The 21,361-nt window shown below is 35.9% G+C and carries 18 protein-coding genes; 3 read left to right on the top strand and 15 right to left on the bottom strand.

All coding sequences use genetic code 11. The features are described from left to right. Positions 1 to 87 precede the first annotated feature (87 nt). On the top strand, positions 88 to 465 hold the full coding sequence (locus ATHE_RS07440; protein WP_013430190.1) for a desulfoferrodoxin: 378 nt from the start codon (positions 88 to 90) through the stop codon (positions 463 to 465). A 76-nt stretch (positions 466 to 541) separates the two neighbouring features. Here ATHE_RS07440 and ATHE_RS07445 read toward each other — a convergent pair whose 3' ends face one another. Next, complete coding sequence (locus ATHE_RS07445) at positions 542 to 1,741, bottom strand: acetate kinase (protein WP_013430189.1); 1,200 nt, start codon at positions 1,739 to 1,741, stop codon at positions 542 to 544. A 26-nt stretch (positions 1,742 to 1,767) separates the two neighbouring features. Beyond that, positions 1,768 to 2,766 carry a phosphate acetyltransferase gene (gene pta, locus ATHE_RS07450; protein WP_015907948.1) on the bottom strand — a complete coding sequence of 333 codons (999 nt, stop codon included), beginning with the start codon at positions 2,764 to 2,766 and terminating at the stop codon, positions 1,768 to 1,770. Between the two features lie 200 nt (positions 2,767 to 2,966). Between pta and lexA the strand changes: the two genes are divergently transcribed. Then, positions 2,967 to 3,575, top strand: coding sequence for a transcriptional repressor LexA (gene lexA, locus ATHE_RS07455; protein WP_013430187.1), 609 nt, complete (start codon positions 2,967 to 2,969; stop codon positions 3,573 to 3,575). A 3-nt stretch (positions 3,576 to 3,578) separates the two neighbouring features. Here lexA and ATHE_RS07460 read toward each other — a convergent pair whose 3' ends face one another. The 6 genes from ATHE_RS07460 to miaB all read right to left on the bottom strand — a co-directional run bounded on the left by ATHE_RS07460 (position 3,579) and on the right by miaB (position 12,042). After that, positions 3,579 to 4,859: a methionine gamma-lyase family protein gene (locus tag ATHE_RS07460; protein ID WP_015907950.1), complete on the bottom strand. Its 1,281-nt coding sequence runs from the start codon at positions 4,857 to 4,859 to the stop codon at positions 3,579 to 3,581. A gap of 101 nt (positions 4,860 to 4,960) precedes the next feature. Next, a complete protein-coding gene (gene hfq, locus ATHE_RS07465) occupies positions 4,961 to 5,239 on the bottom strand; it encodes an RNA chaperone Hfq (protein WP_015907951.1) in 279 nt (92 codons plus the stop codon). A 64-nt stretch (positions 5,240 to 5,303) separates the two neighbouring features. Beyond that, entirely contained in the window at positions 5,304 to 6,242 is a 939-nt protein-coding gene (gene miaA, locus ATHE_RS07470; RefSeq protein WP_015907952.1) for a tRNA (adenosine(37)-N6)-dimethylallyltransferase MiaA, read from the bottom strand. 23 nt (positions 6,243 to 6,265) lie between these two features. Next, positions 6,266 to 8,035, bottom strand: coding sequence for a DNA mismatch repair endonuclease MutL (gene mutL / locus ATHE_RS07475; RefSeq protein ID WP_015907953.1), 1,770 nt, complete (start codon positions 8,033 to 8,035; stop codon positions 6,266 to 6,268). Then, complete coding sequence (gene mutS, locus ATHE_RS07480) at positions 8,032 to 10,623, bottom strand: DNA mismatch repair protein MutS (RefSeq protein ID WP_015907954.1); 2,592 nt, start codon at positions 10,621 to 10,623, stop codon at positions 8,032 to 8,034. The genes mutL and mutS overlap by 4 nt, the downstream gene beginning before the upstream one ends. Before the next feature lie 3 nt (positions 10,624 to 10,626). Beyond that, the gene (gene miaB / locus ATHE_RS07485) at positions 10,627 to 12,042 is read right to left on the bottom strand and encodes a tRNA (N6-isopentenyl adenosine(37)-C2)-methylthiotransferase MiaB (protein WP_015907955.1); all 1,416 of its coding nucleotides are present in this window, start codon (positions 12,040 to 12,042) and stop codon (positions 10,627 to 10,629) included. Between the two features lie 178 nt (positions 12,043 to 12,220). On the opposite strand from miaB, the gene ATHE_RS07490 reads away from it, so the two are divergent. Next, positions 12,221 to 12,418, top strand: coding sequence for an alpha/beta-type small acid-soluble spore protein (locus ATHE_RS07490; protein WP_013403131.1), 198 nt, complete (start codon positions 12,221 to 12,223; stop codon positions 12,416 to 12,418). A gap of 61 nt (positions 12,419 to 12,479) precedes the next feature. Here the strand turns inward: ATHE_RS07490 and ATHE_RS07495 are convergent, their stop codons facing one another. The 7 genes from ATHE_RS07495 to ATHE_RS07525 form a co-directional block, all read right to left on the bottom strand. After that, entirely contained in the window at positions 12,480 to 12,911 is a 432-nt protein-coding gene (locus ATHE_RS07495; RefSeq protein WP_015907956.1) for an ACT domain-containing protein, read from the bottom strand. A gap of 65 nt (positions 12,912 to 12,976) precedes the next feature. Further along, entirely contained in the window at positions 12,977 to 14,278 is a 1,302-nt protein-coding gene (locus tag ATHE_RS07500; RefSeq protein ID WP_015907957.1) for a phenylacetate--CoA ligase family protein, read from the bottom strand. 2 nt (positions 14,279 to 14,280) lie between these two features. Next, a complete protein-coding gene (locus ATHE_RS07505; protein WP_015907958.1) occupies positions 14,281 to 14,874 on the bottom strand; it encodes an indolepyruvate oxidoreductase subunit beta in 594 nt (197 codons plus the stop codon). A 4-nt stretch (positions 14,875 to 14,878) separates the two neighbouring features. Continuing rightward, positions 14,879 to 16,615, bottom strand: coding sequence for an indolepyruvate ferredoxin oxidoreductase subunit alpha (gene iorA, locus ATHE_RS07510; RefSeq protein ID WP_015907959.1), 1,737 nt, complete (start codon positions 16,613 to 16,615; stop codon positions 14,879 to 14,881). 22 nt (positions 16,616 to 16,637) lie between these two features. Continuing rightward, complete coding sequence (locus ATHE_RS07515; protein WP_015907960.1) at positions 16,638 to 17,939, bottom strand: phenylacetate--CoA ligase family protein; 1,302 nt, start codon at positions 17,937 to 17,939, stop codon at positions 16,638 to 16,640. A gap of 151 nt (positions 17,940 to 18,090) precedes the next feature. After that, positions 18,091 to 20,685, bottom strand: coding sequence for an ATP-dependent chaperone ClpB (clpB, locus tag ATHE_RS07520; protein ID WP_015907961.1), 2,595 nt, complete (start codon positions 20,683 to 20,685; stop codon positions 18,091 to 18,093). 84 nt (positions 20,686 to 20,769) lie between these two features. Continuing rightward, entirely contained in the window at positions 20,770 to 21,216 is a 447-nt protein-coding gene (locus ATHE_RS07525; RefSeq protein WP_015907962.1) for an Hsp20/alpha crystallin family protein, read from the bottom strand. Between the last annotated feature and the right edge of the window lie 145 nt (positions 21,217 to 21,361).

A 21,361-nucleotide genomic window follows, 5' to 3' on the forward strand; every position in this document is an offset into this window, starting at 1 on the left:
CAAACTTTGTGTTAGGAATATTAATTTGGTGGGTATAAAGTAATTGTAATTTAAAAAATTAATTTTTACAAGGGAGGGTCTTAATCAATGATTAAAAGAGGAAATGTATACAAATGTGAAGTCTGTGGAAACATAGTAGAGGTTTTGTATGCGGGTGGTGGCCAGCTTGTATGCTGTGGACAACCTATGACGCTGCTTGAAGCTAACACAGTTGATGCAAGTTTAGAAAAGCATGTCCCTGTTATCGAAAAGACAGAAGAGGGCATCTTGGTCAAAGTAGGTGAAGTTGCTCATCCAATGGAAGAAAAACACTACATCATGTGGATAGAACTTATTGCCGACGATAAAGTCTACAGAAAATATTTAAAACCAGGTGATGAACCAAAGGCATTGTTTGAGGTCTCGGCTGAGAATGTAGTGGCGTATGAATACTGCAATTTACATGGATTGTGGAAAAAAGAATAATAAACAATAGGGGGTTGCATAAAAAGCTTTTGTTTTTCTTCTTATATTTGCAACCCCCTATCTTTTTCATGAAAGCTTATTTTGAAAGAAGTCTTTTTGTCTCTCTTGCAATCATAAGTTCCTCATTTGTAGGAACTATTAAAACCTTTACCTTACTCTCAGGTTTGTTTATTTCAAAAACCTTGCCTTTTTCTACATTGAAGTTTCTTTCTCTATCGTACAGGACACCCATATACTCTAAATCAGTCAAACATTTATCTCTCACAAGAGCATTATTTTCACCTATTCCAGCAGTAAATATTATTGCATCTACTCCACCCAAGACCGCTGCGTACTCACCAATATACTTTTTAACCCTGTAACAGAACATGTCAATTGCAAGCTGTGCTCTTTCATTACCCTCATTTGCAGCTTTTTCTAAATCTCTAAAGTCACTGCTCACACCTGATATACCAAGCACACCCGACTTTTTATTCAGAAAATCATTCATCTGCTTTACATCCATTTTTTCTTTTTCCATAAGATAGAGTATCACAGCAGGGTCAATTGTTCCGCTTCTTGTTCCCATTGCAAGACCAGCCAAAGGAGTAAATCCCATGCTTGTATCAACTGATTTTCCGTACTTTATTGCACATACACTCGAACCATTTCCAAGATGACATGTTATAAGTTTTAACTCCTCAAGAGGTCTTCTTAAGTACTCTGCAGCTTTAATTGCAACATATTTGTGTGATGTTCCATGGAATCCATATTTTCTAATTTTATATTTTTCATACACCTCATATGGAAGCGAATACATATACGCATATCTTGGCATTGTTTGATGAAATGCTGTATCAAATACAGCCACATTAGGTTTCCCAGGAATCTCTTTTTCACATGCTTCAATCCCCATTAAATTAGCAGGATTGTGAAGAGGCGCAAGTTCAATACATTCCCTTATTGCTTTCTTTACCTCTTCATTGACAATTACCGCATCACTAAAATATTCCCCACCATGAACAACCCTGTGACCAATTGCATCAATTTCATCCATGGAATGGATAATACCAGCTTCTTCATGTGTAAGCATCTCTAACACAAGCTTAATAGCAACATTGTGGTCATTTATTTCCTGTTCTTTTACAATCTCTTGACCATTCTTTTGATGTCTAATAAATGCCCCCGGCAAACCAATCCTGTCAACAACACCTTTACAAAGAGCAACCTCTGTATCGGTATCAATAAATTGATACTTTAAAGATGAACTTCCTGAATTTAATACTAAAACCTTCATTTCCACATTCCCCTTCTATCAATAATTTATTTCATCATAGCCTGTACAGCAGTAATAGCAATAACCCCCACAATGTCTTCAGCTTTGCAACCTCGGGACAAATCATTTACAGGTTTTGCTATTCCCTGGGTAATAGGTCCGTACGCTTCTGCTTTTGCAAGCCTTTCTGTAAGTTTGTATGCAATGTTGCCAGCATCCAAATCAGGGAAGATTAGAACATTTGCTTGTCCTGCAACAGGACTTCCTGGCGCTTTCAGCTTTGCAACAGAAGGAACTATTGCTGCGTCTGCTTGAAGTTCGCCATCTATTAAAATGTCTGGTGCTTTCTCTTTTGCAATCCTTGTTGCCTCAACAACCTTGTCAACCATCTCAGACTTTGCAGAACCTTTGGTTGAATATGAAAGCATTGCTACTTTTGGAGTTTTACCAACTAAAGCTTCAAAGCTCTTTGCAGATGTAATAGCTATATCAGCAAGCTCTTCTGCTGTTGGATTTGGATTCAAACCTGCATCAGCATATACAAAAACTCCATTTTCACCATATTCGCAGTTTGGTACAACCATAATAAAGAAGCTTGAAACAAGTTTTACCCCAGGTGCAGTTTTTAATATCTGCAGAGCCGGTCTTAATGTATCTGCTGTTGAGTGAATAGCACCAGACACCATACCATCTGCCAAACCTTTGTACACAAGCATAACACCAAAATACATCGGGTCTTTCATAAACTTTTTTGCATCTTCCAATGTTACACCCTTGTTTTTTCTTAGTTCATAAAATTCATTTACAAATTCATCAAATCTATCAAAATTGTCTGGGTCAATAAAAATAGCTTCATCTACATCTGCACCAAACTTTGTTGCCTCTTTTTTTATCTCATCTTCTTTGCCAATCAAAACTATCTTAGCTATCTTTTCTTTCAAAGCTATAGAAGCAGCCTTTAAATTTCTTTCTTCGTAGCTTTCGGGTAGTACAATTGTTTTTATATCTGATTTTGCTTTTTCTATGATTGTATCAATAAATGCCATTTTTTAATACTCCTTTCGTTTATTATTTGACATATTGCACCTTATATATTATAAAACAAATTGTATCTTGTATACAAGAATTATTTTACTTTTAAAATAAATTTCCGCCTTAAAATACTAAACAAAAGTTTGAAGAATGTATGTTTTTGTGTTATAATTATCTCAAAATAATAATGCTTAAAGAAGGGGAAATAAGTATTATGAAAAAACAGCTTACAAAAAAGCAAGAGGAAATATTAGAGTTTATCAAAAAGAGAATCAAGGAAAAAGGCTACCCTCCTGCGGTGAGGGAAATTTGTGAGGCAACAGGTCTGAAGTCTACCTCAACAGTCCATGGTCACCTGACACGACTTGAAAAGAAAGGTTATATTAGACGCGACCCATCCAAACCAAGAGCCATAGAAATAGTAGATGAAGAATTTTATGTTCACAGAAATGTTGTTCAACTTCCTCTCGTAGGAAAGGTAACAGCAGGTGAACCAATCTTAGCAGTGGAAAATATAGAAGAAACTATGACCCTGCCGTACGACCTTGTTGGGACAGAAGATGCATTCTTACTCCGAGTTAGGGGAGATAGCATGATTGAGGCAGGAATTTTCGACAATGATATAATAATTGTCAGAAGACAAAATGTAGCTGAAAATGGAGATATTGTTGTTGCCTTAATTGATGATGAAGCAACAGTAAAAAGATTCTATAAAGAACACGACCATATAAGACTTCAACCAGAAAATAAGGCTATGGAACCAATTATCGTCAAAGACGTAAAAATCCTTGGCAAAGTAATAGGACTTATCAGGAGGATGTAGCAATTACATCCTCCTGATATTTTCTATAGCATGCAAAATCCCAACAAGCCCAGTTTCAAATGAAGAACTACCTTGAAGGTATGCGGCAAAAGGCTCTCTGATTGGCGCATCACAAGAAAGTTCCAAAGACGTACCCTGTACAAATCCGCCTGCTGCCATTATTACTTTATGAGAATATCCCGGCATATCCCAAGGTTCAGGCAAAACATTGCTGTCGACAGGACAGCCTTTTTGCACCCCTTGACAAAATCTTATAAGTTCGTATTGGTTTTTAAACACAATTGTCTGAATTATATCTGTTCTTTTTTCATTAAATCTTGGTAAAACCTCATATCCTAACTTTTCCATTATATATGAAGCAAATATAGCCACTTTCAAGCTTTCAGCAACAAGATATGGTGAGAATAAAAGTCCTTGTAAAATCTCTTTGTTAAATCCAAGAGACGGTCCAACTTCTTTTCCCATGCCGGGAGAATTCAGCCTATCTGCACACATTTCAACAAGTTCTTTTTTCCCTGCGATATAGCCGCCACACGAAGCAATTGTTCCACCAGGATTTTTGATAAGTGAACCTGCTATCAAGTCTGCTCCTATTTCGGTTGGTTCCAATTTTTCCACAAATTCACCGTAACAGTTGTCAACTACAACAAATGTTTGTGGAGAAATAGATTTTATATAGTTAATTACCTTTTCTAACTTTTCAATTGAAATTGATTCTCTCAACGAATATCCCCGTGAACGTTGAATGAAAACTACTTTTATAAAATTTTCTTTTAAAGCATTCTCTATTTTCCCAAAGTCAAAGTCATTTTTCTTCAAATCGATTTCTTGGTATTTTATTCCAAATTCAATAAGGCTTCCATATCCACCCTCTTTTATTCCTATCACCTTTTGTAATGTATCATATGGTTTTCCGCAGATTGAAAGAAGGATATCACCCGGCCTGAGCAGAGCAAATAGCATTGTTGCAATTGCCTGTGTCCCAGAAATAAATTGGATTCGAACAAGTGCATCCTCACATCCGAAAACCTGTGCAAAGATTTTTTCAATCACATCTCGCCCGCTATCTGAGTATCCATATCCATCTGTCTTATTCAGATGAGTGTATGAAAGCCTGCTGTGGTGAAAAGCATTTAAAACCTTTAGCTGATTGAAGGATTTTATTTCCTCTATATATTCGAAATTCTCTTTTAAATCTTCTAAAGCTTGCTCTGTTAAGCTTAGTAAATCATGAGAAAAATTATAAAATTTTTTTAATGCCTCGATATCTATCTTCAATACCATTGGCACCTCTCTTTTAAATTCTGATTGTCAAAAATTAAAGAAAGCTCATGAAACACTCGTTCATGAGCTTTCTTTTGAAATTGTGCGTTCTATTTTGTCTCTTAACCTTGATTATTATTTGATTGTTGAGAAGCTTGTTGATTATTCTGTGCCTGAGCCATATAGTTTATTGGCTTTGAGGGCATGATTGAAGATATAGCGTGCTTGTAAATTAGTTGCTGCTTGTTATTGTCAGTCTCTACAATCAATGTAAAGTTATCAAAACCCTTGATAACTCCTTTTAACTGAAAACCGCTGAGCAGAAAAATTGTAACATTCACTTTTTCTTTTCTTAACTGATTTAAAAATAAGTCCTGCAAGTTTAAACTTCCTTTCGCCACTTTATGTATTCCTCCCCAAACTTAAAAGTTTTTTATATTATAATTTTTATATGTTTTTCTTAAATTATACCACACTTTTGCAAAGTTCAAAACATTTTTTCACAACTTCTTCAAACCTCATACCTGTCACATCCAAAAATACAAATTCTCCCTGATATTTAAACCAAATCCTCTGCCTTTTAGCAAACTGTCTTGTCCTTATTTTAAGCTCTTCTTTCGCCTCTTGCAAAGAAATCTTCCCTTCAACATACGGTATTACCTGCTTATATCCAAGCCCCTGCATAGATTTTAAATCCTTTGAATATCCCATATCAAGAAGCATCTTTACTTCATCTGCAAGTCCCATATCAAACATCTTTTCAACCCGCTGGTCAATTCTCTGCCAGAGAGCTTCTCTTTCCATTATAAAACACAGAGGCAATACATTATACCTTTCGCTTCCCTTTCTTCTTACCTTGTCTAAAAACTCTGTTGGTTTTTTGCCAGTCAAAAAATAGATTTCTAAATATCTTATCACCCTTTTTACATTGTTTGGATGAACAGAATTTGCAGCATCTTTGTCTATTTCTTTAAGAAGTTCGTAAAGATACATATTGCCTTTATTATTAAGCTCATCGAAAAGCTTTTTTCTAACTTGTTTTGAATCCCCCATCTCAGGAAATTCAATATCGTCCACAACTGACTTTATATAAAAGCCAGTGCCGCCCACAAGCAAAGGCACCTTACCTCTTTTATAAATATCCAAAATTGCATTCGTTGCATCCTTTTGAAACATCGCCACATTATAGTCCTCATCTGGAAATACTACATCAATAACATGATGTCTGACAGCTTCTCTTTGCTCCTTTGTAGGCTTTGCTGTACCAATATCCATAAGCTTGTATACACACATCGAATCTGCAGACACAATCTCGCCATTTACAAGCTGAGCCAGCTCCACTGCAACATCTGTTTTACCCGTGGCAGTAAGTCCTGCAATAACAATTAAAGGTATTTTCTCCATTATTCTTTCACCTGCGCTGATATTTATACAATTCTTTTGAACATTTTTTCAATTTCTCTCTTAGAAATCTCTACTACCACTGGTCTTCCATGCGGACAGTGAAAAATTTCTTTTTTGATTAGCACAAGTTCAACTATTTCTTTTTTTTCTAAGTCTGAAATTTTACTATTTCCTTTTACTGCTGCTCTGCAAGCAATTCTTTTTAGCAGGTCCTCAGAAATTCCTACAAGACTCTTATCTTCAACCATTTGTTCGTATATCATCTCTATTATGTCAATTAAAAACATTTTTTCGATGTTCTCAGTCAGTATAGCAGGCCATGTCCTCACTAATATTTCATTTTTCCCAAAATCCTCAATTTCAAAACCCATCTTTTGAAAGATAGCTCGGTTTGAAATCACAAACTCTTTTCGTGAAGATGGAATCTGAACAATAACAGGAGAAACCAACACTTGGCTTTGAACATTTGAAGAATAAATTTGGCTTTTAAAATCTTCAAATAATCTTCTTTCGTGCACCGCGTGCTGGTCAATAAGGTATAAGCTGTCATCGCCTTGCACAATTATATAGGTATCAAAAGCGTAACCAACAATCTTGTAGTTTCCTGCATCAAAGTTTTCAAAGCCCTGTTGCTCAATTACAATCTCTTCACTCCTTGAAAACATTCCAAAGAAATTTGGCTGCTCTGAGATAACTAAAGATATATCATTTTTTAAGTTATCAGATAAAACTCCAGTTTGTTTTCGCTCAGCAACAGCATCATTTCCAACATTAGCTTTACTTAAATCAGCTTTAGGAATCATTTTTTCCGATTTCAACGAATCTGTTATAGCTTTATAAATGGTATTGTAAACAAATCTTTCATCTCTGAACTTTATTTCGAGTTTTGATGGATGCACATTGACATCAATCTCAGAAGGCGGAATTTGTATAAAAAGAAAAACTATTGGAAATCTACCTGTGATGACCGAATTCTTAAATGCCTCATCAATGCACGATGAAAGAAGTTTGCTTTTGATATATCTTCGGTTGACATAAAAATGATAACCTGAGCGTGTAGCTCTGCTCACAGTGGGGTTTACAAAATAACCCCAAACTTTTAAAGATTCTTTCTCAAGAGAAAATTCAACAAGATTTTTTACTATTTCTATCCCAAATATAGAACCAATGGCAGATTCAATCTTATTATCTCCTGGTGTAAAAATTTGTCTTTTGCCATCTGCCTCTGCCCGAAATGAAATCTCCGGCCATGCAATTGCAATCTTTTCTACCACCTCAAGACAATACTTTTGTTCAGTTGTTGGAGATTTTAAAAATTTTAACCTTGCAGGAGTATTGTAAAAAATATCTTCAACAACAATTCTTGTCCCCTCTTTAAAAGGACAAAAACTTTTAGAAAGGACTTTCCCACCTTCTACTTTTACCATGCACCCTTGTTCTTCTTCTAAATGCTTAGAAACAAGTGTCACCTTTGATACGCTTGATATTGCACAGAGCGCTTCCCCTCTAAATCCCATTGTTTTGATGCTAAATATATCCTCAAAAGATTTTATCTTGCTGGTTGTATGTCTTTCAAACACATATTCAATGTCATCAGGGTGAATTCCCTTCCCATTATCATATACCTCAATTCTCTTCATACCACCTTTTTCTATTTTAACATCAATTAAATTTGCTCCTGCATCTATTGAATTTTCCAAAAGTTCTTTAAGGCAGGATGCCGGTCTTTCTACAACCTCACCCGCTGCCAAGATGTGAGTTAACTGTTCAGGAAGTTTGTAAAGCTCTCTCATATCAATTGCCTCTCTTTGGCTTTAATTATTTCATGTTTGAGCTCACTTAAAATGTTTAAAGCCTGGATAGGAGTTATATTTAAAATATCAAGTTTCTCAATTTTGTCTATTATCTCTTCTTTTTTATAGGAAAAAAAATCTATCTGCTCAGTAAACTCCTTTTTGATTTCTCTTCTGAGTTTTCTGATATTTTTCCTATTTATATCAGCTTCTTCAAGCTGTTTTAGAATTTCCTCAGCCCTTTTTAATACCTCTTCTGGAATTCCAGCAAGCCGTGCAACATGAATCCCATAACTTGAGTCACATCCACCTCTAACAATTTTCCTTAAAAATATAATGTTTTTGCCCTCCTCCTTGACATCAACCCTATAGTTTTTTACACCTGGAATCCTCTCTTCAAGCTCTGTTAACTCATGGTAATGAGTTGCAAAAAGGGTTTTTGCACCAATTTTAGATTTATCAGCAACATACTCTAAAACTGCCCATGCTATGGAAAGTCCATCATATGTGCTTGTTCCTCTTCCAACCTCGTCAAAAATTATAAGGCTTTTTGGCGTTGCATTTTTCAATATGTTCGCAACTTCTGACATCTCCACCATGAAGGTACTCTGCCCAGATGAAATATCATCAGATGCCCCTATCCGTGAAAAGATTTTATCAACTACACCAATGTGTGCCTCATCAGCAGGTACAAAACATCCCATCTGTGCCATTATGACAATTAAGGCTACCTGTCTCATGTATGTAGACTTACCAGCCATATTTGGACCAGTTATAATCAAAACTCTGTTTTCTGCCTGATCAAGTTCAGTGTCATTTGGAATGAAATTGCCCCTGCCTATCATCTTTTCAACAACTGGGTGTCTACCGTTCTTAATATATATTCTATCCCCTAAGTAAACATTTGGCCTGACATACTCATTGTCAATTGCAATACGGGCAAATGAACACAGAACATCCAAGTTGGCAATATTGCTTGCTGTCTTTTGAATTCTTTCAATCTGAGCCTCAATCCTATCCCTTATTTCGCAAAAAAGCTGGTATTCAAGTTCGATAAGTTTTTGATCAGCACCCAATATTTCATCTTCCAATTTTTTGAGTTCCTCTGTTATATACCTCTCTGCATTTGCAAGAGTTTGTTTCCGAATGTATCTGTCAGGAACAAGAGAGTAGTTTGACTTGGTCACCTCAATATAGTATCCAAAAACCTTGTTATAACCAATTCTGAGATTTTTTATACCTGTGAGGTTCCTCTCTTTTTCTTCATACTCAACTAAAAGCTCTTTGCTATTTTTAGATATATTTCTCAGCCTATCTACTTCTTCGTTAAAACCCTCTTTAATTATTCCACCCTCTTTTAGGGACACAGGTGCATCCTCATTTATAGAACTGTCAATAAGCGCATATATATCTTCTAATGTATCAAGACCTTCATAAATCTCTTTTAATAATTCTGAATCAAATGAAGAAAGAAATTGTTTTAAAGTTGGCAACACTTCAATAGACTTTTTTAGACTCAGCAAATCTTTAGCATTCACATTCTTATATGCAAACTTTGAGGAAAGTCTTTCTATATCATACATTCTGCTCAAAAGTTCTTCTACCTGCACTAAAGTGGAATAGTTTGATTTGAGCTCCTCAACACTATCAAGCCTTTTATTAATCTCAATAATGTCAATAAGAGGTCTTTCAATCCATTTTTTCAATAGCCTTGAACCCATTGAAGTCTTCGTTTGATCCAAAATACCAAGAAGGCTATTCTTTCTGGAGCGCTGAATAATACTCTCTGTGAGCTCCAAATTTCGTTTTGTGTTTATGTCAATTTGAAGATAGTTTTGGACTCTGTAAAATTCAAACCTCCTTATATAATCAAAGGAAATTTTTTGGGTCTCTGTTAAGTATTTTAGCAAATTTCCTACGCTCAAAATCAGCTTCTCATCTATTTTGCCAACATTTATCTGATTTTCAATAATCTCATGGCACTTTTGTAAATCCACAAACTCTATCATCTGCACAAAAGAAGTGCAGTTTTTCTTCAAAAATTCATAAAGCTCATCTTCTATATTTGAAATTAAAATTTCACTGGGACTGTATTTGCCAATTTCATTTACCAGTTTCTGAAGGTCCTCTTCAAGAAGGCAAGAGTACATCTCACCAGTTGAAACATCTACAAATGTCAGGGCAAATTCAGATCTGTCTTTTGATATACAACATATGAAATTATTGGCTGTCGAAATATTATCGTCAATAAATGTGCCTGGAGTTATTATTCTTGTAATTTCCCTTTTAACAATTCCCTTTGCAAGCTTTGGGTCTTCCACCTGTTCGCAGATAGCAACCTTGTAACCTTTTTCGATAAGCTTTGCAATGTAACTGGTCGCAGAATGGTACGGCACACCGCACATAGGAGCTTTTTCATTGTTTCCACAATCTCTGCTGGTTAAAGCTATCTCAAGCTCTTTAGACGCCACAATCGCATCTTCAAAAAACATCTCATAAAAATCGCCAAGCCTAAAAAATAAAATACAATCTTTCACCTTCTGTTTTATTTCCATATATTGCTGCATCATAGGAGTTAACTCTTGCATAATCTAAATCACCTCGCCATACAGCCAATGCTCTGCAGCTTCAAATATCTTTACATTGACAAACTTAAACATAAACTCCTCAGAACATTTCACATTGACAACCTTGTTTGTTCTTGTTCTTCCAGCAAGCAAGTTATTTCTCTTAGAGTGACTATCAATAAGAATTTCATATGTTTTGCCAAGCATCTGCCTGTTCTTTTTCAAAGCTATTTCTTCAACAAGCTTTACAAGACGTTGAAATCTTTGGTATTTTATATCATCAGGAACCTGATTTGGCATTTTTTCAGCCGGTGTCCCTCTTCTTTTCGAATAGATAAAGGTATATGCAGAGTCAAACTCTACTTTTCTGCACACATCAAGAGTATCTTCAAAATCTTCGTCTGTCTCCCCCGGAAAACCTACAATAATGTCAGTAGTAATTGCTATATCAGGAATATTTGTTTTAAGCTTTTCAACAAGTCTAAGATAGTCTTCTTTTGTATAGTGCCTGTTCATAGCCTTCAATATCCTTGTTGACCCTGACTGAACTGGTAGATGTATATGTTCACAGACTTTCTCCAAATCCCTCATAGCCACAATAAGCTCGTCTGACAAATCCTTAGGATGAGAAGTTACAAATCTAATCCTCTCAATTCCTTTTATTTCATTTACCTTTTCAAGTAGCTTCGGGAAAGTAATACTATTTCCTAAGTCTTTTCCATATGAATTAACATTTTGCCCCAAAAGAGTAACTTCTTTTATTCCATTTTGAGCAAGCTGTTCAATCTCATAAATAATCTCTTCAGGTCGCCTGCTTCTTTCTCTTCCTCTGACATATGGAACTATGCAATAAGAACAAAAGTTGTTACATCCGTAAATTATATTGACAAATGCACTAACTCCTTGCCTTCTTGCAGTTGGAATTCCCTCAACAACCACATCCTCATCTTCTGAAACCTCAATAACAGTTTTTTTCTCGGTAATAGCAGTGTAAAGAAGTTGCGGAAATTTATGAAGACTTTTTGTTCCAAATATTATATCCAGAAATGGAAACAATTTTGCAAGTTTTTGTGCAACTTCAACCTGCTGCGGCATACATCCGCACACACCAACTATCAAATCAGGCTTTTTTTCCTTTAGCCTCTTTAAAGGACCAATATTTCCATATACCCTTGACTCTGCATGTTCTCGCACGCTGCATGTGTTAAATATTATCAAGTCAGCTTCTTGAATGTTTTCAGTCTCAATGTATCCCATTGCGTTTAGCATTCCAGCTAATTTTTCAGAATCATGAACGTTCATCTGACAGCCATATGTCACAATGTGATATTTTTTATTTTTGCCATTTGCAAGGTAATACTCTGTATTCATTTTTTCAATCTCTTCAACAAACCGTGCCTGTGTTCCAAAATCTATATAATAAATGTTTTTGCTTTCCAATTTTATCCCCCTCAAAACTTTTTTATTTGACAAGCTTTATTATAGCATTTTATTTGTCAAATTATAATATCTTAAAGTCTCCCATTTTTTTCTTAATATTTCTTTAATACTTGGTGCACACTTCTTTATTGAAAGCAGAAACAAAAATCTTCTTCAACAAAAAGGGAGGAAAACTAAAATGCCAAGAAGAAAGAGACTTGTTCCAGAGGCAGCACCTCAACTTGACAAATTAAAACAGGAAACTGCCAGCGAAGTTGGTGTAACTCTTGACAACTACAATCCTAACATCACTGCAAAACAAGCTGGGACTGTCGGTGGATATATGGTTAAAAAGATGATACAGGACTATCAAAACAGGGCAAAAAATCAGCAATAAGAAAACGGGGAGGAAAGCCAAAACTTTCCTCCCCATCTTTTCAATTAGTAGAATAAAATTATTACAATGCATATACCTCTTCAGCTGGAAGTATTTTTACATTGTTTTCTTTTAGCACTTCAATTGCCTCATCAGCTTTCTCTACTTTTAGTATAACAAGAGCCTGGTCACTAAGCTTTCCGACAAAAGCATACATGTACTCTATCCCTATGTCTTTTTTGTAGAGTATTTCAAGAACCTTTGCAAGCCCTCCTGGTTTGTCTTCTACAGCAATGGCAATTACATCTGTTGCTGAAACTGTAAAACCACTTTCTTTTAAAACCTGCAAGGCTAAATCAGGCTTGTTAACAATCAGCCTCAAAATACCAAAATCGGTTGTATCAGCAATTGACAAAGCTGAGATGTCTATATCGTGCTTACCTAATATCCCTGTCACTTCTGCAAGCCTGCCTGATTTGTTTTCCAAAAAAACTGAGATTTGCTTTACAAACATTTTAATTACCTCCTACAATCATAAACTTACCACTTTACCTATTATATAGATACCCATTTTTTTAATTATATTTTTCTCTTGTCAATAACTCTTTTCGCCTTTCCTTCACTTCTTTCAATTGTCTTTGGTTCAACAAGTCGAACCTTTACAGAAATTCCAAGAGTCTCTTCAATAGCTTTTGTTATTTTCTTCTCAAGCTGTTCAAGTTTTTTAACCTCATCAGAAAACATTCTTTCAGAAACTTCTACCAAAACCTCAAGAACATCAAGATTGTTAACCCTATCCACAATCAGCTGATAATGTGGCTCGACTTCTCCCATCTCAAGTAGGACGCTTTCTATCTGAGATGGGAAGACATTGACACCACGTATAATTATCATATCATCTGTTCTACCAATAACCTTTTCCATCCTTACTAATGTTCTACCACACTTGCACCTATCATAGTGAAGAGCAGTTATGTCTCGTGTTCTGTATCTTATAAGTGGAAGTCCTTCTTTTGTAATTGTGGTAAATACAAGCTCACCATATTCTCCCTCGCCCAAAACTTCACCTGTTTCTGGATTGATTATTTCTGGTAAGAAATGGTCTTCATTTATATGCATTCCACACTGATATTCACATTCAAACGAAACCCCAGGTCCAATTATTTCTGAAAGACCGTATATATCGTATGCCTTGATATTCAATTTTGATTCTATCTCTTTTCGCATGTTTTCTGACCACGGCTCTGCACCAAATACCCCTGACTTTAGCTTAAGCTGAGATTTGTCAATTCCCATCTCTTCCATAGTCTCAGCAAGATAGAGAGCATATGAAGGTGTGCAAGCCAAAACTGTTGTTCCAAAATCAACCATAATCTGTATCTGTCTTCTCGTATTTCCAGATGAAATAGGTATTACTGATGCACCAATCCGCTCTGCTCCGTAGTGAACACCAAGCCCACCTGTGAAAAGACCATAGCCATATGCTATCTGGACAAACGAGTGTTTGTCTGCTCCGGCTGCCACAAGTGTCCTTGCCATAACCTCAGACCAAATACCAATATCATGTTTTGTGTATCCGACAACAGTGGGTTTGCCTGTTGTTCCAGAAGAAGCATGAATTCTTACAATTTCGCTCAAAGGTACAGCAAAGAGTCCATACGGGTAGTTATCACGCAAGTCCTGTTTTGTAGTAAATGGAAGTTTCTTTAGGTCGTCCAAGCTCTTTATGTCTTCAGGGATAATACCAAGCTCTTGCATTTTTCGCCTGTAATACGGCACGCTCGTATATACTCTTTTTACAGTCTCAACAAGTCTTTTGAGCTGAATCTCCTGCAAAGTACTTCTGTCCATGCACTCCATATGTTCATCCCAATATCTCATCTTTACTTTTCCACCTCACACATTTTAATTCTTCTACCAAGCTCAAATGCTTTTAAATTAATTTCAATAAACTCTTTTTTTACATTCCTCTCTATAGACTTTTTAAATAAAGCCTCATCTATATCCAAAAACCTGCTAAAAAATCCCAGCATCAAGATGTTTTGAGCCCTTGAATTTCCTAACTGAGAAAGCAGCTTTTTAACTTCAACCCTACAAGCCTTAACACCAACTGTTTGCAAGATTTTTTCTACATCAGGATATTCATAAGCTCCTGTTATTACACTCAGAGGAGGAATTTCATAATCTGAATATATCAAAATTCCATTATTTTTCAGATACTCAAGCCACCTTAAAGCTTCTAATTTTTCAAACGCCAAAATATAATCAGCTTCTGCTTTGTCCACAAGAGGTGAGAATACTTTTTCGCCTGCCTTAACATATGTAACTACACTTCCACCTCTTTGTGCCATACCATGAACTTCAGAAATTTTTACATCATATCCAATATTTAATAAAACATCTCCCAAAATTTTGCTAAATAATATATTTCCCTGACCACCAACACCAACTATCAATATATTTATATTCTTTTTCATGCAATCACTGCTCCTTTTGACTTAAAATTGCTCCAAATTTACAAACATCTTCACACATTCCACATGCAAGACATAAGTTAGTATCAATTGTAGGTTTATCTTTTAAGGAAATAGCGGGACAACCCAAACTCAAGCATAGTCTGCAATTTTTGCATTTTTCAAAATCAATATATCTTTTTGAAATTGAAAATTTATACCTTCGGTGCAGCCTGCATGGTGCTTTAGTAATCACAACCTTAACACCTGGGAGGTCTAATAATTGCTTTATTTTTTCTACATTTTCCTTTATTTTATACGGATTTACTTCCTCTACTGCAACGCAGCCTAAAGCTCTGCAAAGGCTCATAAGGTCAAGTTTGTAAGTTTGCTCTCCTTTTATTGTATATCCTGTTGCGGGATGGTCTTGATGCCCTGTCATTCCAGTTGTTGAGTTGTCTAAAATCATAACAAGTATATCAGAACCATTGTATACAGCATCAATAATACCTGTTATCCCTGAGTGAACAAATGTAGAATCTCCAATCACTGCGATAACCTTTTGCTTTTTATCTGATGCATTTGATATTCCGTGCGCCATTCCAATACTTGCACCCATGCAAACGCAACTGTCCATTGCATTAAAAGGAGATAGTGCCCCTAAGGTATAACATCCAATATCACCTGTGATGACAACATCTTTTAGCCTGCTTAAAACATAAAAAATTCCTCTGTGGGGGCACCCAGGGCAAAGCACAGGAAGTCTTGGAGGAAGTGTTTGTTTTACTTTGTATGGAACCTCAATTTCTTTGTTCTCTACCGCCCTTTTTATAAATGACGGCGAATATTCACCTGTTAATTTGAAAATCTCTTTTCCCACAATATTGTTTATTCCCATTGCTTTTATATTCTCTTCCAAAAATGGGTCAAGCTCTTCAACTACATACACCTTTTCAAATTGAGAACAAAAATCTTTTATTAGTCTCTCTGGAAGTGGCCACACCATGCCAAGTTTCAAAACCCACGCATCAGGATAAGCTTCTTTGACATACTGGTAAGCTATCCCAGAGGCAATGAAAGCCATTTTCTCTGTTCCTTGTTCAATCTTATTAATTCCAATTGTCTCTGAAAATTCTTTTAAACTTTTTAATCTTTTTTCTACAAATTCATGACGTGGACGGGCCATTGCAGGCATCATGACATATTTTTGTATATCTTTTTTGTATTCAAATTTTACTTCTTCTCGCTGCCCTTCTTCTACAACAGATTGAGAATGAGCAATTCTTGTAGTAAGTCGCAAAATTACAGGAGTATCAAACTTTTCGCTCATCTCAAAACCAATCTTGACAAAATCAATGCATTCCTGACTATCAGATGGCTCTAATACAGGTACTTTTGCTGCTTTTGCTATATTTCTGGTATCTTGCTCGTTTTGAGAAGAATGCATACCTGGGTCGTCTGCAACAGCTATCAAAAGCCCGGCATTTACTCCTGTGTAAGATGCAGTAAAAAGAGGGTCTGCTGCCACATTCAAACCTACATGTTTCATTGAACAGATGGCACGCCTGCCGTAAATAGCTGCACCAATTGCAACCTCAAGCGCTACTTTCTCGTTTGGCGCCCATTCACAATAGATTTCATTATACTGGGCTATTGCCTCTGTAATCTCTGTTGAAGGTGTGCCAGGGTAAGCTGTTGCAACCTTAACTCCTGCTTCATAACATCCTCTGGCAACAGCAAAATTTCCAAGCAAAAGCTTTTTCAATTTATCTCAACCTCCATTACATTTAATTGGTTTTATTTCTCAAATCAATTACTCTTTTTGCCTTTCCAGTAGTTCTTTCTAAAGTTTTCGGTTCAACAAGTTTTACCTTAACATTTAATCCCAATACAGTAAATATCCTGTGCTTTATCTTATTTTCTAATTTCTCGAGTTCAGCATATCTTTCCAAAAGTTTTCCATCAACAAGCTCTACATGAACTTCCAAATCATCCAAATATCCTTTCTTTGTGACAACAAGTTGATAGTGAGGACCTATACCTTCAATTCCCATTAGAACACTTTCTATCTGAGAGGGAAATACATTGACACCTCGGATTATTAGCATATCATCTGTTCTTCCTTTAACAGATGTCATTCTCACATTTGTCCTTCCGCACTTGCATGGCTCATATATAAGTGAGGTGATATCCCTTGTTCTATATCTTATAAGAGGCATACCTTCTTTTGTAATGGTTGTTAATACAAGCTCTCCTGTTTCTCCTTCTTCAAGAACCTCTCCTGTGTCGGGATTTATTATCTCAGGATAGAAATGGTCTTCATTTATATGTAACCCTTCTCTATATTCACACTCTCCAGAAACCCCTGGACCAATTATTTCAGAAAGTCCATAATTTTCTGTTGCAAAAAGTCCCCACTTCTTTTCAATCTCTCTTCTCATCTCAACTGTTGAAGCTTCTGCACCAAAAAGGCCCAGTCTTAGTTTTATCCTTGACTTATCAATGCCAAGTTCATTTGCAACCTCGTCTATGTAAAGTGCATAAGACGGTGTACATACCAAAACTGTAGCACCAAAATCCTGCATAACCATAAGCTGCTTTTCAGTATTACCACTTGAAATTGGAATTACTGTTGCACCAACTCTCTCTAAACCCTGGTGAAGTCCAAAAGCACCAGTAAAGAGTCCGTAACCAAAAGCAATCTGAGCAATATCATGTTCTCTGACACCTGCTGCTGTGACTATTCTTGCAACAACCTCTGTCCACACTTCCATGTCATGTTTTGTATATCCTACAACGGTTGGCTTACCTGTTGTGCCTGAGGAGGCATGAATTCTAACAATTTTTGAAAGAGGGACAGTAAAAAGACCATACGGATAGTTTTCTCTCAGGTCATCCTTAGTTGTGAAGGGAAGAAGCCGAATATCTTTTAAATTCTTAATATGATGTGGCTTTACTCCTATTTCATCAAATTTTTTACGGTAAAAAGGAACATTTTCATAAACCCTTTCTACCGTTCTTTTAAGTCTTTCAAGCTGCAGTTCTTCATACTGTTTTCTATTGAGTTTTTCATATTCAGACCATATCATCCCAACCTACCATCCTTCCTACCTTTTATGTATAAATTCAAATATGCAAAAACCACAAACTTATTAAGTATTATATTTTAATATCTCATCTTTTTCAAGAAAAAAACTAAAAAAAGGCCATGTCAAACCTCACAAAATGTTCGACATGGCTCTACTTTACTATAACAAATTTTCCATTTTCAATATCTATATCAATACTGTCACCTTCAACAATGGTACCCTTTAAAATTTCTTTTGCTATAAGTGTCTCAACATTTTTTTGCAAGAACCTTTTTATTGGCCTTGCACCAAAGTTTACATCAAAGGCATTTTCCATAACAAACTCTTTTGCTCTTTGTGTCAGCCTTATTGAAATTCCTTTTTCTATTAGCTTCTGTTGGATTTCTGCAACTCGAAGGTCAATAATTTTTATAATCTGCTCTTTTGTGAGAGGTTTGAAGATTATAATCTCGTCAAGCCTGTTTAAAAACTCTGGCCTAAAATGTAATTTTAATTCTCTATCTATTAGTTTCCGTGTCTCTTCATCTATTTCACCATTTGAAATTTTTGCATTCAAAAGATACTCACTTCCCAAGTTAGAGGTCATTATTATTATTGTATTTTTAAAATCCACAGTCCTGCCCTTAGAATCAGTAAGCCTTCCATCATCCATTATCTGAAGAAGAATATTAAAAACATCTCTATGAGCTTTTTCTATCTCGTCAAAAAGCACAACAGAATAAGGTTTTGTTCTAACAGCTTCTGTAAGCTGGCCTCCTTCTTCATATCCTACATATCCTGGTGGTGCTCCAATCAAGCGTGAAACTGAGTGTTTTTCCATATACTCTGTCATGTCAATTCTTATCATATTGTTTTCAGAGTCAAACAGAGCTTCAGCTAACGCTCTTGCAAGTTCTGTTTTACCAACACCAGTTGGACCTAAGAACAAGAAGGTACCTATTGGTTTTCTCGGGTCTTTTATTCCAGCTCGTGCTCTCATTATTGCATTGCACACAGCTTCAATTGCTTCATCCTGACCAACAACACGTCTGTGCAAAATTTTGTCAAGCTCTAAAATCTTTTGCCTTTCTGTTTCTACAAGCTTAGCAACAGGAATTCCTGTCCATTTTGATACAATCTTTGCAATCTCCTCTTCTGTTACTTCCTCTTTTAAAAGTCTTTTTTCCGGTGGAATCTTTTCTAATTCCTGACGTTTTCTATCTAAAGCTTTTTGGAGTTCTATTAACTTGCCATATTTTAGCTCAGAGAGCCTATTTAGGTCATAGTTTCTTTCAGCCTCTTCAATTTGAATTTTAACATTTTCAATCTCTTCTTTGATTCTTCTTACCTCTTTTATTAGCTCTTTCTCGTACTCCCACTGTGCCGAAAGTTCATCTGCCCTGCTTTGAAGCTGCGCAATTTCCTTTTCAATTTCCTCTATGCGCTGTTTTGCGCTCGGGTTTTCTTCTTTTTGCAAAACATTATTTTCAATTCTCAGCTGCATAATTTTCCTTGTAATTTCATCCAGTTCTGTAGGCATAGAGTCTATCTCAGTTCTCAAAAGTGCAGCCGCCTCGTCAATCAAGTCGATTGCTTTATCAGGCAAGAATCTATCTGAAATATATCTGTCCGAAAGCTTTGCTGCTGCAATCAAAGCATCATCTGTGATTCGTACTCCGTGATGGATTTCAAATCTCTCTTTAAGTCCTCTCAAAATGGAAATGGTATCTTCAACAGATGGAGGATTTACTAAAACAGGCTGAAATCTCCTCTCAAGTGCAGCATCCTTTTCTATATATCTTCTATATTCGTCAATTGTTGTTGCGCCGATACAATGCAGTTCTCCCCTTGCCAGCATGGGCTTTAAAAGGTTTCCTGCATCCATAGCACCTTCTGCTCTTCCTGCTCCAACTATGTTGTGTATCTCATCAATAAAAAGTATTATTCTTCCTTCAGAAGCAATGATTTCATTTAAAACAGCTTTCAGCCTTTCTTCAAACTCTCCTCTGTATTTTGCACCTGCAATGAGGGCACCCAAATCAAGAGCAAAAATTGTCTTGTCTTTAAGCCCCTCTGGAACATCTCCTTTTACAATTCTTTGTGCAAGCCCTTCAACAATAGCAGTTTTACCAACTCCAGGCTCGCCAATCAAAACAGGGTTATTTTTGGTTCTGCGCGAAAGTATTTGGATAACTCTTCTTATCTCTTCATCTCTTCCAATTACAGGATCAAGCTTGCCTTTTCTTGCAAGTTCAGTAAGGTCGCGGCCATATTTCTTTAAAACTTCATAAACTTCCTCAGGATTTGGATTTGTTATTCTTTGATTTCCCCTAATTTTGTAAAGCTGCTGTAAAAATTTTTCGCGTGTAATTCCATATTTTCTGAATATATTCTTAGAAGAAGGGATATCTGAGTCTATCATAGCTAAATAAACATGCTCAACGCTTATATATTCGTCTTTAAACTTTTTTGCTTCTTCTTCTGCCCTGATTAAAATCTCGTTTACATATCTATTTACGTATACCGTTGAAGCACCAGGTCCGTATACCATTGGAATCTTTTTCAGCTGCTCTTCAACATCTCTTTTATAAAGCTCTATGTCAATACCCATGTTTTTAAGAATCTTTGCTACAAGTTTACCATCTTCATTCACAAGTGCATAATGGAGATGCTCTGGCCCTATTTCTTGATGCTTGTAAACAATAGCTGTATTTTGTGCATCTAAAAGAGCAGTTTGAAGACTTTGAGTAAATCTTTCCATATTCATCTCAAATCAACACCTCACGTAAAAAGTATTTAAAGGACAGTATAAAACAATCAGGGAAGGTCTTTACCTTCCCTGAGAATTTGCTTATTCTATATCAATTGTTCTTACATCTGGTTTTGAAGGTCTTTCTTTTGGAAGTACTATTCTCAAGATTCCGTCCTCGTATTTTGCTTTGATACCATCCTCTTTTACATTGTCAAGATAGAATGTTCGGGAAAATGCACCATATCTTCTTTCTCGTCTTATAAAGTTTTCTCTCTCTTCTTTTTCCTCTTTCTTTGTCTCTGCCTTTATTGTAAGTTTGTTATCATAAAGCTCTATCTTGATATCCTCTTTTTTGACCCCCGGAAGTTCTGCTTCAATAATATACTCATTTTCAGTCTCCTTAATGTCAGTTCTCATGAATCTTGTACCTTTTTCAAATGGTGCAAAGAAATCTTCAAACCAGTCATCAATGTCAAAAAACTCTCTTTCAATCTTTCTCATAATGTCAAATGGTCTTTTGCCAAATGGAACTATGTCTCTGAGCATCTCACATCACCCTCCTCTTTTCTATTTTTATTTTTAGGACGTTTTTTTTGATTTTGACTATCTTTGACTTTCAATTAATATTATATATCTTTTTCTTTTACTTTCAATTCTCAAATTTGCCCAAAATCGACGATTTTCTGTGATT

This window comes from Caldicellulosiruptor bescii DSM 6725 (assembly GCF_000022325.1).
GTDB classification, from domain to species: domain Bacteria; phylum Bacillota; class Thermoanaerobacteria; order Caldicellulosiruptorales; family Caldicellulosiruptoraceae; genus Caldicellulosiruptor; species Caldicellulosiruptor bescii.

Excerpts from the sequence above, each read along its gene's own strand:
- ATHE_RS07440 (WP_013430190.1), top strand. The coding sequence starts at position 88 with ATGATTAAAAGAGGAAATGTATACAAATGTGAAGTCTGTGGAAACATA.
- ATHE_RS07445 (WP_013430189.1), bottom strand. The coding sequence starts at position 1,741 with ATGAAGGTTTTAGTATTAAATTCAGGAAGTTCATCTTTAAAGTATCAA.
- pta (WP_015907948.1), bottom strand. The coding sequence starts at position 2,766 with ATGGCATTTATTGATACAATCATAGAAAAAGCAAAATCAGATATAAAA.
- lexA (WP_013430187.1), top strand. The coding sequence starts at position 2,967 with ATGAAAAAACAGCTTACAAAAAAGCAAGAGGAAATATTAGAGTTTATC.
- ATHE_RS07460 (WP_015907950.1), bottom strand. The coding sequence starts at position 4,859 with ATGGTATTGAAGATAGATATCGAGGCATTAAAAAAATTTTATAATTTT.
- miaA (WP_015907952.1), bottom strand. The coding sequence starts at position 6,242 with ATGGAGAAAATACCTTTAATTGTTATTGCAGGACTTACTGCCACGGGT.
- mutL (WP_015907953.1), bottom strand. The coding sequence starts at position 8,035 with ATGAGAGAGCTTTACAAACTTCCTGAACAGTTAACTCACATCTTGGCA.
- mutS (WP_015907954.1), bottom strand. The coding sequence starts at position 10,623 with ATGCAAGAGTTAACTCCTATGATGCAGCAATATATGGAAATAAAACAG.
- ATHE_RS07490 (WP_013403131.1), top strand. The coding sequence starts at position 12,221 with ATGCCAAGAAGAAAGAGACTTGTTCCAGAGGCAGCACCTCAACTTGAC.
- ATHE_RS07495 (WP_015907956.1), bottom strand. The coding sequence starts at position 12,911 with ATGTTTGTAAAGCAAATCTCAGTTTTTTTGGAAAACAAATCAGGCAGG.
- ATHE_RS07500 (WP_015907957.1), bottom strand. The coding sequence starts at position 14,278 with ATGAGATATTGGGATGAACATATGGAGTGCATGGACAGAAGTACTTTG.
- ATHE_RS07505 (WP_015907958.1), bottom strand. The coding sequence starts at position 14,874 with ATGAAAAAGAATATAAATATATTGATAGTTGGTGTTGGTGGTCAGGGA.
- ATHE_RS07515 (WP_015907960.1), bottom strand. The coding sequence starts at position 17,939 with ATGATATGGTCTGAATATGAAAAACTCAATAGAAAACAGTATGAAGAA.
- clpB (WP_015907961.1), bottom strand. The coding sequence starts at position 20,685 with ATGAATATGGAAAGATTTACTCAAAGTCTTCAAACTGCTCTTTTAGAT.
- ATHE_RS07525 (WP_015907962.1), bottom strand. The coding sequence starts at position 21,216 with ATGCTCAGAGACATAGTTCCATTTGGCAAAAGACCATTTGACATTATG.